The following is a 9,858-nucleotide window of genomic DNA, read 5'->3' as shown; positions in this document are numbered from 1 at the left end:
TGAAGATTCCGACGTTACTAACTGAGTGTTGTATCTAATCGTGGGGGCAGGTCAATTTCTCCTGCAATCTGTCGGAATGCAAGAGCTTCGTCTTTGACGTAATCTTTTTCAAAGCTAAAAATTTGCGCAGCTATGCCCAGTATCGAGGACTTTGAGGTACCATTTTTTCCACAAACAACAGTGATGTAATCGCCGAACTCAACCGCCACATCGTTCAATGCGCGGAATTTCTCGATCGTTAGCTTTTTTAGTTGAGTCTTAGGCATGGTGTGCGGAGTTTGTTTTTAAGTCCCTTGAAGAAATCTATCTTTGGCCGGAATCATCCACAACCAATTCTTGGAGTTCCTGTCGAACTAGCATTAAAAGGTGATCGGCTTTCTGTTCGCTGTCACCGGCGTACGCCAAGGTCAGCAACGTGAGCGGGTGGATTTTCATCACTTCGCAAAGCTCGGCCAGCTTGTGCAAGGTCGGGCTTTTCAAGTCGCGCTCCAGGGTACTCATGTAGGTGCGGCTAGACACGTCAGAGAACGCTTCCTGGCTCAAGCCGCGCGCCTTCCTGACCGTCTTCAATGCCTTCGCCAGCGAGTACGTTGTTGCCACCTTGGATTCCCCACAAATACCAAGATGACACCCCATTGCGCCCTATAGAGCTACAATCTATAGTGTTCATTCAATGCCTGTGCCTTTACGGAAATCCGTATCGGCGGGTTCCAGTAAAGCCACGGAACCGCATCCGTGCTTGCGCACGAAGACGCATATCCGGCTTGGCGGTTCTGCGCTTCGCCGTGAAACCGCGTTCGTGCAACATTGGATTTGTGGGATTGCCGACCATGCCCCAGCCACTCACCACCGCCCCAGAGCGCGCGCAACTGCTCGCCAACGGCGAGGCCCGCGCTGCTGGCCGGGCCATCGACCCGGTGCCCGTGGTGCGGCTGTTCATGCCGGACGCGCATGTGACCTGGCTGCTGGCTGCGCTCGACCCCGCCGACGGCGACACTGCCTGGGGCCTCATCGACCTGGGTATCGGGATGCCGGCACAAGGCACCGTCAAGCTGTCCGACCTGGCCGGCATCGTCGGGCCGCTCAAGCGGCCCGTACTGCGCGACCTCTATTTCCGTCCCACGCGCATGCTGTCGGAATACACGCGCCTGGCCGAGCGGGACGGGGCTATCCCGGACTGAACCCCGCGCACTCTGACTTTTTCAGTCTGGTGTCATACCGGGAAAGTCTCAATCGGGATTCTTGCGGCATACCCACGCCAGTCTGATCCAAATAGACATGATGCCCCGCGCGGGCTGCGGCAGGCTGGACGGTACGGCGTCCCACGGCCGGGGCGCTGCTGCCCCGCCATTGAGACGACTACCGCAACGCATCGGAGCCAATCGGTCTTGACAGCCCCATCCATCTTTTTAACCCATGACGTTCTGACGATACCGATGTAGCGCGTAGTTCTTCCGTGGCGGCCCGTCCTGTTCGCAGGGAGGTTGCGTCATGGTCGATCGCAGCGCCGAGCCTTGGTATCCGACTGCCGCGTACCTGTACGCGCTGCACTTGGACGACCTTGCGCTTGCCTGGGAATACCTGCGCAGGCACCCCGACTACCGGCTCGACTGGCTGCGCCGTCATCGCCGGCCGCAGGCGGCACAGGACGCGGCACATCGCTGGGGCTTGCGCCTTCTGGAAGACCCGGTGCTGGATGCGCGCGACGCGCATCCGGCCTGGCTGCCCGGCCATGCTGCCGTGGTGCAGCTCTATGCCGATGCTGACCCGCCGCCCGATGCGGTCGCCTTTGCGTTCTGGCACATCCCTGGGCACAAGCAACTGCTGCATGACGGCAAAGGGCTGGCGCTGATCGCGCGCAGCCCCGGTCGATGCGCGCGCTTCGCGCTGGCGCCCGGCCTGGAGGATGGCATGGCTGTCGCCTATGCCCACCGCGGCGGCGCTGCCGCGCCTGCACATGGGCATCTGCCCAGCTCCGACCTGGCCGATACGAAGCCCCGGCCGACACTCGCTGCGCTGCTGGAACTGCACACCTTGCAGGCGCTCGACGCGACCCTGGCGGGCGCGTCCTTGCGCGAAGTCGCCGAAGGGCTGTTCGGCGCCGATGCCGTGGCGGCCGACTGGCACGCCGACGGCGACCTGCGCGCCCGCGTGCGCCGCCTGGTGCGGCGCGGCGATGCGCTGATGCGCGGCGGCTATCGCCGCCTAGCACAGCTTGCACCGCTTGAGAAGGGACGTTTTGCAGACCACGCAAAACGTCCCTGATCGAAAACCCCTCGCTTCTTGAGACTGCCTCCATCCAGCCGCGCTGTGTGGCCGGAGCTTCATAACCGATGGAGGTTCACACCATGCGTCCCGCTCCCTTGCGGCCTGCCGCCACTGTCTCGACCGCTGCCGCGCAGCCCCAACGCTACCTCACCAACGACGAAGCCGCCGAGTACCTGCGCCTGTCGCCGCGCACGCTGGAAAAGCAGCGCGTGATCGGCGGCGGGCCGCGCTTTCGCAAGTTCGGCCGGCGCGTCATGTACGCCGTGGCCGACCTCGATGCCTGGGCGGCTGATCGCAGCTTCGAGACGACTTCCGACCCCGAGTACGCCGAGCACCACTCGGCGGACAGCCGTGCGCGCTGATCGCTGGCGCGCGCCCGGCCACAGCCATGTCCATCTCCGCGCTGCCATTCCGGCAGCGGCCCCCGCAAGAACGCGAACAGCTCGACCTGTTCCGCGCCTTGCCGGGCGACATGGCACCGCGCGACAGCCAGGACTTGATGGCCTATCCGTTCTTCTCGCTCGCCAAGTCCAAGCGGGTCAAGCCGATCGACTTCCGGGCGGGCAACGTCACGATCTGCGTGGAAGGCACACAGGAGCACGGCATCGCCACGATTTGGGATGCCGACGTGCTGATTTGGGCGGCCTCGCAGATCGTGGAAGCGAAGGATGCGGGCCTGCGGCCATCGCGGCTGATCCGTGCAACGCCCTACGAGATCTTGCGCTTCGTCGGACGCGGCAAGTCGCTGCGCGACTACCAGCGCCTCAAAGCGGCCTTGGATCGCCTGCAATCGACCACGGTGGCCACGTCCATCCGCGAGACAACCGGGCGGCGCTTGCATCGCTTCTCATGGATCAACGAATGGAAGGAACTGGCCGATGCCAGCGGCACACCGCTGGGCATCGAGCTGATCTTGCCGGACTGGTTCTATACGGGCGTGCTGGATGCCGCCCTGGTGCTGACCATCGACCCGGCGTATTTCCGGCTGACCGGCGGCATCGAGCGGTGGCTGTACCGCCTGGTGCGCAAGCACGGCGGCAAGCAGGAACACGGCTGGCAGTTCGACTTTCAGCACCTGTACCGCAAATCGGGCAGCGTGGCGCGCTACTACGACTTCGCCGCCGACTTGCGGGCATTGGTCGCGCGGCAGTCCTTGCCCGGTTACCACTTGGGCATCGAGCACGTCTCCGGGCTTTCCTCGCCGCTGCTCACGTTCCGGCCCGTGCCGTCCACGGCACGGGGATAACTGCGGGAGAGCCTGTGGACGGACTCGTGCTATCAGGCAACAGAAGTATCGTGCTATCAGGCAACGAACTATCGTGCTATCAGGCAACAAAATCAGCCGCAAACCCGCGCCAGCACTGGGTTTTCGCGCCCCCTAACTTCCCTAACTTAATTTCTCTAACTTTTAGTAGGGAAACGCCGTTGCGGTGGATAACCGCCACGCGGCCACCAACGCAGCAGCAACAGCCGGGCTTTCCAACACGGAGGGCCAGGCCATGATCGTCGCGCTTCTCAACCAGAAAGGCGGCGTGGGCAAGACCACGCTCGCCACCCACATCGCTGGCGAGCTGGCCATGCGCGGCCAGCACGTCGTGCTGCTGGACGCTGACCCACAGGGTTCATCGCTGGACTGGACACAGCGCAGAAGCCAGCAAGGCTTGCCACGGCTTTTCAGCGCCGTGGGCCTCGCACGCGAAACGCTGCATCAGGAAGCGCCAGAGCTTGCCAGGCGGGCCGATCACGTCGTCATCGACGGGCCGCCGCGCATCGCCGCCTTGGCGCGCTCCGCGCTGCTGGCGGCCGAGCGCGTGCTGATCCCGGTGCAGCCCAGCCCCTACGACCTGTGGGCCAGCGCCGAGATGGTCGCGCTGATCCGCGAGGCGCAGGTGTTCCGGCCTGCGCTGCGCGCGGCCTTCGTCATCAATCGGCGTGTCAGTACCACCGTGATCGGGCGCGAAGCGCGCCAGGCACTCGCCGACCAGCCGCTTCCTGCGCTGCGCGCGGAAGTGCATCAGCGCATCGTGTTCGCCGACAGCGTGGCCGCTGGCCGGCTTGCACGCGAGACGGCGCCGGACAGCGCCGCCGCACGGGAAATCACCGCCCTTGTGGATGAACTGCTGCGGTGGACGACATGACAGAGAAGCCACCACCGAACAGCAAACGTGCGGCAAAGCGCGTCGGCATCGGCGCGCGTCCGCCCGCGAATCCGCACGCCGAGGCGTGGATTCGCCAGGGCGACGCCGATGCGCTGGGCAAGGGCGACCTCTACACGGCCCGCCTCACCCTCGACATCACGCCCGCCATGCGGGCGCGCATCAAGGTATCGGCCTTCACGCAAGGCGTGACCGTGGCCGACCTGCTGCGCGGCCTGCTGGAGCAGGAGTTTCCCGAGAACCACAGGGAGAACACACCATGACCGCATCCGCTTCGCCTGCCGCCGTCGCGGCCACGGCTGCGCTGACTGCGCCTGTCGGCCAGCCCGCCAGCGCGCCGCTGACGCGCGTGGCGCTGGCCTACATCGAGGCCCGTTTCAAGCTCTACCTGCGCTTCGGCGAACCCGAGCGCACGCACCAGCTCGACCGCTGGCGGCGCAGCGCGGTGTTCCTGCCGGGCGCTGTGTTCTGCCGCATCCGCTGGCAGGCCAACGACTACGGCACCGTGCGCTGGCAGCTCATGGTGATGCAAGCCTGCACACCGTTGGACGCGGCGCAGCGCATCCCCGGCGTGCAGCCCGGCGCGCGCCTGTTGCTGCACGCCGAGGGCGACGGGCAAGTGCGTGCCGTGCTGGAGCGCATCGACGCCATCGAGGCGCTGGGCATCGCACCCGTTGCCGTCTCGCCCGCGTACTGGCGCACGCTCGCCAACCGGCTCGCCGCGCGCCTGCCGTTGCCCGAATACACCGCCGAGCGGCACGCCGCCTGGCTGACCGGGAGGGCGCTGCCATGACCGCCGTTTCCGCCATCGGCACCGCGCCGCATCCGCGCTCGCGCCTGCGCGCTCGCATCGTGCTCGCGGGCCTCGCCGCCTGCGGCCTCGCTGCGCTGGCCTGGGCGTCCTTCGTGCATCCGCTGCCGCGCCTGATCTACAACCCGTCCGACAGCGTGGCGGTCGGCTGGTATCGCGTCGATCCGCTGCACCATCGGCCCGGCTCGCCGCCACGTCCGTTGTCCGTGGACAGCATCGTCCTAGCCACGCTGCCGCCAGACGCCGCCGCGCTGGCCGCGCAGCGCGGCTACCTGCCGGCGCGCGTGCCGCTGCTCAAGCGCGTGGGCGCGACCGCGCCGCAGCACGTTTGCGTTTTCGATGCGCTGGTGTGGATCGACGGCGTGCCGGTGGCTGCCGTTCGGCCCGCCGACCGGCTGGGCCGTCCGCTGCCATCCTGGCCGCAGTGCCGGCAGCTTCGCCCTGGCGAACTGTTCCTGCTCAGTTCGACCAATCCGGCGTCGTTCGACAGCCGGTATTTCGGGCCGGTCAGCACATCCGCCGTGATCGGCGTCGCGCACCCGGTCTGGCTGGAGAAGCGCCCATGATCGCCGCCGATTCGCTGCGCATCATCGTGCTATCAGGCGTGCCGATCCGGTGGCGTTCCGCGTGTCATCGCGCGTGCAGTGCGAGCGCATCCGCGCCGCACTTCGCGCTGCCTTCCCACGTGCAGGCGTCTTGCCTCGAACGCGCCCGGCCTATGGCCGTCGCCGCGTTCGCCGGCGCGCTGGCTGCTCGCGCAGCAGCGGCGCCGGGCCGCCGCTGCCCGGAGCGTCAGCGAGGGGCAAAGGCGGAAGGCAAGACAAAAGGACGCGGCACCGGGCCGCGTCGAAAGCCAGTCTGCACGTGGGGTTGGCGCGGCACGGAGCGGCTTCGCCGCCGTGCCGCGTGTGGCGCGAGGCCCGCGCCAAGACAGAGCGGCCCGCGTGCTTTGCACGCTCGGGCACGCCGCAGCTTTCCTTGGAGACAGCCATGAGCGACCGCCGCGACGACGATTTCCGCGTGCGCCCCAGCGCTCCGAAGAACCGGGGCAAGGGCCAGGGGCAGAGCTTCGTTTCCAAGGTGCTCAAACAGGCGGGCAAGGCCAGCAGCGGCAAGTCCACGGTGCCCCGTCCGGCATCGGCGCGCGGCACCGGCCAGCGGCCCGGCTCGCGCCTCGGGCGCGGCCACACGGCGGCGCGCTTCGCGGGCGCGAAGCTGACGCCCATGTCGCGGCGCGTGACCATCAAGACCTTGCTGGTGAACCACCAGCGAGCCAGCCCGCAGTCGCTCGCCAAGCACCTGCGCTATATCGAACGCGATGGTGTGGGACGCGACGGCGAGCCGGGCCAAGCCTACGGGCCGCAGACCGACGCCGCTGACCTCGATGCCTTCAAGGAACGCTGCGCCGACGACCGGCACCATTTCCACTTCATCCTCTCGCCCGAGGATGGCGCGGAGCTGGAAGACCTGCGCACCTACACGCGGCACCTCATGGGCCGCATGGAGGCCGACCTGGGCACAGGCCTCGATTGGGTGGCCGTGAACCACTGGAACACCGACAACCCGCACACGCACATCGTCGTGCGCGGGCGCGATGACACCGGCAAAGACCTCATCATCGCGGGCGACTACATCGCCGATGGCTTCCGCCACCGCGCCGCCGAGCTGGCGACCGAATGGCTGGGGCCGCGCACCGAGCTGGAGATCCAGCAGACCTTGCAGCGCGAGGTGGAGCAAGAGCGGTGGACGAGCCTGGATCGCACCTTGAAGCGCGAGGCCGGCGACGATGGCCTGGTGCATGTCGAACGGCTCAACGAACCCCGCTTGCAGCGCCAGCGCCTGCTGCTGATCGGCCGCCTGCAACGCTTGCAGCGCCTGGGCCTGGCCGACGAGGCGAAGCCCGGCACCTGGGCCGTCCATGCCGATGCGGAGAAGACCCTGCGCGCCCTGGGCGAACGCGGCGACATCATCCGCACGATGCAAAGGGCCATGCGCGGCGAGCCGCGCGAGCTGGCGGTGTTCGAGCCGGGCCATGATGCGGATGGAAGTGGCCAAACCATCCTCGGGCGCGTGGCCGCGAAGGGGCTGGCCGACGAGCTGCGCGACCGGGGCTATCTGGTCATCGACGGCGTGGACGGCAAGGCGCACTACGTTGCGCTCAACGCCCGCGACGAGCTGGCGAACTATCCGACCGGCGCCGTGGTGGAGGTGAAGGGATCGGCCGACGTGCGCGCGGCCGACAGGAACATCGCCGCGCTGGCGAGCGACGGCCTGTATCGCATCGACCACCACTTGGCGGTGGCACAGGGCCAAGCCGTCCTCGGACGCGACCCGCAGGAGGTAGTAGCCGCCCACGTCCGCAGGCTGGAAGCCCTGCGCCGTGCCGGCATCGTTGAGCGCGTGGCGGAAGGGCTGTGGAAGGTGCCGGGCGACCTGCCCGAGCAGGGCCGCCGCTACGACGCGCAGCGCCTGGGCGGCGTGGCCGTGGAGCTGAAATCGCACCTGCCCATCGAGCGGCAGGCGCGCGTGATCGGAGCCACCTGGCTCGACCAGCAACTGATCGGCAGCGGCTCGGGCCTGGGCGACCTGGGCTTTGGTGGCGAGGCCAAGCAGGCGATGCAGCAGCGCGCCGACTTCCTCGCCGAACAGGGGCTGGCCGAGCGGCGTGGACAGCGCGTGATCCTGGCGCGCAACCTGCTGGGCACGCTGCGCAACCGGGAACTGGCACAGGCCGCCAAAGACATTGCCGCCGATACCGGCCTGGAGCACCGGCCCGTGGCCGACGGGCAGCGCGTGGCTGGCATCTACCGGCGCAGCGTCATGCTCGCCAGCGGGCGCTACGCGATGCTCGATGACGGCATGGGCTTCTCGCTGGTGCCGTGGAAGCCGGTGATTGAACAGCGGCTGGGGCAGCAGCTTGCGGCAACCGTGCGCGGTGGCGGGGTGTCCTGGGAGATTGGGCGGCAACGCGGGCCTACTGTCGCTTGATTGCCCGCAAGAGCGAGGCGGAGTGCCGGCATGGCACAATAAACCGATTGACGGTCGGTTTTTTCTGGACGATACTCATTAGTTAGAGTCAAAGCTCGGAGCTGACAACCTTGACCAACCACAGCGTACCAACACTTGGCGATCTGGAAATCGCCGTGCTTGAAGACATCTGGCGCTTCGGCCCGTCCGACACCAAGGCGGTTTATTCCCGCATTGGACAGTCGCGCTCGATTTCTTTGAACACCGTGCAATCTACGCTGGAACGTCTGTTTCGCAAAGCCATGCTCCAGCGCGAAAAGATCAGCCATGCCTATGAATACTCAGCGCGAGTTTCCCGCCGCGAATTGATCCAGAAACTGGTGGAATCCACGGTGCGTCGTGTCGCAGGGCCGCAGCCCGATGCGTTGCTGAGCGCATTTGTCGATCTTGCTGCAAGGGCGGATGACGACCAGCTCAAGAGGTTGGAGGAATTGATCGCACGTCGTCGGGCTGAATTGGATCAGCCGTGATGACGAGCTATGGCCCACTACTTCAGTTTGCATTGCTGTCCGGCTTCGTGCTGGCAGTGACGCTTACTCTGCTGATCGGTGCCTGCGAGCATCCATTGCGTCGTGCGCTGTCAGGCAAGGCCCCCTCTCAGCGGGCGCGGGTATCTTGGTGGATGCTGGTAACGCCTGCATTGGCAGGCATCGCCTACGCGGTGATGACCATTGCAATGCCGTCGATGTTCGACGACTCAGCCCTATTTGCCGCTGCCTGTTCTGCGCATGCCGACACGCTTCTGCATCTGTGCGTTTGGCACCCGAGCAGTAACGGGCAAAGTGCTTGGCTATGGGGTGCATTGGCGTTGCTGGCAGGATATGCGGCTTGGCTGGCGGCGCGGGCCGCAGCAGGTCTTTGGCGCGCTCGTCGAACCCTTGCCTCGCTGGTGCGGCTGAGTGGTCGTCCAGGGTATCCCGACAAACTGCGCGTGCTCGATGTTGAACAGCCTATGGCGTTGGCCTGCGGCGTCGGGCGTGGTCACATTCTGCTTTCAACGTCGTTGATGCGACGACTCAATCCGATGCAGTTGCGCGTGGTGCTCGCGCACGAACAGGCTCACATCGCCAATCGTGATGTTCTGAATCGCTTGACCGCTGCCGTACTGTCCAGCATCCAGTTGCCCGGTGTCCGTCGTCGGTTGTTGCGCGATCTGGAACTCGCCTTGGAGCAGCGTTGTGATTTTGCTGCCGCCAAAGAAGTGGGATGCCCTGTCGCCGTGGCCGAAACCATCGTTACGGTGGAGAAGATATTTCGGCAACACGCGAGGGAGCAGGTGCCGTTGACGATGGCGTTCTTTTCCGATTTTGTCCCTGAGCGCGTTGAAGCATTGCTGTCATCCAGGCACACGTCGATCTCGTATTTGGGGCCAATGCTCGGTATCGTTGTTCTGGCCTTTTGCAGCTTATCGACCGGCTGGCTGCACTCTGTGACCGAATCTCTCATCACCGTGATGACGAGGTAAGTTCATATGCGTGTGTGCTGTGTTTTTTTACTCAAAAAACCGATTAACGATCGGTTTTATGGTGAATCCGCTCCTGCATACGCGGCTAGTCCGTCCAAAACACGGATCGTTTGCTCACCAGCCAAGACCTT

General features: G+C 65.7%; 13 protein-coding genes. 11 read left to right on the top strand and 2 right to left on the bottom strand.

Annotated features, from left to right (window positions below; genetic code table 11):
• Positions 1 to 17: 17 nt before the first annotated feature.
• Both HX884_RS17265 and HX884_RS17260 read right to left on the bottom strand, forming a co-directional pair.
• Entirely contained in the window at positions 18 to 266 is a 249-nt protein-coding gene (locus HX884_RS17265; protein ID WP_178328525.1) for an AAA family ATPase, read from the bottom strand.
• A 37-nt stretch (positions 267 to 303) separates the two neighbouring features.
• Positions 304 to 600, bottom strand: coding sequence for a helix-turn-helix domain-containing protein (locus HX884_RS17260; RefSeq protein WP_166159926.1), 297 nt, complete (start codon positions 598 to 600; stop codon positions 304 to 306).
• Between the two features lie 230 nt (positions 601 to 830).
• Between HX884_RS17260 and HX884_RS17255 the strand changes: the two genes are divergently transcribed.
• From HX884_RS17255 to HX884_RS17205, 11 genes are all read left to right on the top strand, one after another.
• Positions 831 to 1,181: a DUF2958 domain-containing protein gene (locus HX884_RS17255; RefSeq protein ID WP_166159925.1), complete on the top strand. Its 351-nt coding sequence runs from the start codon at positions 831 to 833 to the stop codon at positions 1,179 to 1,181.
• A gap of 310 nt (positions 1,182 to 1,491) precedes the next feature.
• Positions 1,492 to 2,265 carry a DUF7011 domain-containing protein gene (locus HX884_RS17250; protein ID WP_166159924.1) on the top strand — a complete coding sequence of 258 codons (774 nt, stop codon included), beginning with the start codon at positions 1,492 to 1,494 and terminating at the stop codon, positions 2,263 to 2,265.
• Positions 2,266 to 2,348: 83 nt separating this feature from the next.
• A complete protein-coding gene (locus tag HX884_RS17245; RefSeq protein ID WP_003107109.1) occupies positions 2,349 to 2,630 on the top strand; it encodes an AlpA family transcriptional regulator in 282 nt (93 codons plus the stop codon).
• A gap of 26 nt (positions 2,631 to 2,656) precedes the next feature.
• Positions 2,657 to 3,514 (top strand): replication initiator protein A, encoded by an 858-nt coding sequence (locus HX884_RS17240; RefSeq protein WP_178328524.1) that lies wholly within the window; start codon positions 2,657 to 2,659, stop codon positions 3,512 to 3,514.
• A gap of 253 nt (positions 3,515 to 3,767) precedes the next feature.
• Positions 3,768 to 4,406 carry a ParA family partition ATPase gene (gene parA / locus HX884_RS17235; RefSeq protein ID WP_016452353.1) on the top strand — a complete coding sequence of 213 codons (639 nt, stop codon included), beginning with the start codon at positions 3,768 to 3,770 and terminating at the stop codon, positions 4,404 to 4,406.
• A complete protein-coding gene (locus tag HX884_RS17230; RefSeq protein ID WP_166159923.1) occupies positions 4,403 to 4,687 on the top strand; it encodes a chromosome partitioning protein ParB in 285 nt (94 codons plus the stop codon). The genes parA and HX884_RS17230 overlap by 4 nt, the downstream gene beginning before the upstream one ends.
• Positions 4,684 to 5,217, top strand: coding sequence for a DUF2840 domain-containing protein (locus HX884_RS17225; RefSeq protein ID WP_142091855.1), 534 nt, complete (start codon positions 4,684 to 4,686; stop codon positions 5,215 to 5,217). The genes HX884_RS17230 and HX884_RS17225 overlap by 4 nt, the downstream gene beginning before the upstream one ends.
• Complete coding sequence (locus HX884_RS17220; protein ID WP_142091856.1) at positions 5,214 to 5,801, top strand: S26 family signal peptidase; 588 nt, start codon at positions 5,214 to 5,216, stop codon at positions 5,799 to 5,801. Before HX884_RS17225 ends, HX884_RS17220 begins: the two co-directional genes overlap by 4 nt.
• Before the next feature lie 424 nt (positions 5,802 to 6,225).
• A complete protein-coding gene (locus tag HX884_RS17215) occupies positions 6,226 to 8,223 on the top strand; it encodes a relaxase/mobilization nuclease and DUF3363 domain-containing protein (protein ID WP_178328523.1) in 1,998 nt (665 codons plus the stop codon).
• Between the two features lie 110 nt (positions 8,224 to 8,333).
• Positions 8,334 to 8,732, top strand: a complete 399-nt coding sequence (locus HX884_RS17210) for a BlaI/MecI/CopY family transcriptional regulator (RefSeq protein ID WP_025297936.1) — start codon at positions 8,334 to 8,336, stop codon at positions 8,730 to 8,732.
• A complete protein-coding gene (locus tag HX884_RS17205) occupies positions 8,732 to 9,727 on the top strand; it encodes a M56 family metallopeptidase (RefSeq protein ID WP_166159921.1) in 996 nt (331 codons plus the stop codon). The genes HX884_RS17210 and HX884_RS17205 overlap by 1 nt, the downstream gene beginning before the upstream one ends.
• The last annotated feature ends 131 nt before the right edge of the window (positions 9,728 to 9,858 follow it).

The sequence above is a fragment of the Enterobacter sp. SECR19-1250 genome (genome assembly GCF_013391025.1).
GTDB classification, from domain to species: domain Bacteria; phylum Pseudomonadota; class Gammaproteobacteria; order Enterobacterales; family Enterobacteriaceae; genus Enterobacter; species Enterobacter cloacae.
This window is presented reverse-complemented; position numbering and strand designations above follow the sequence as displayed.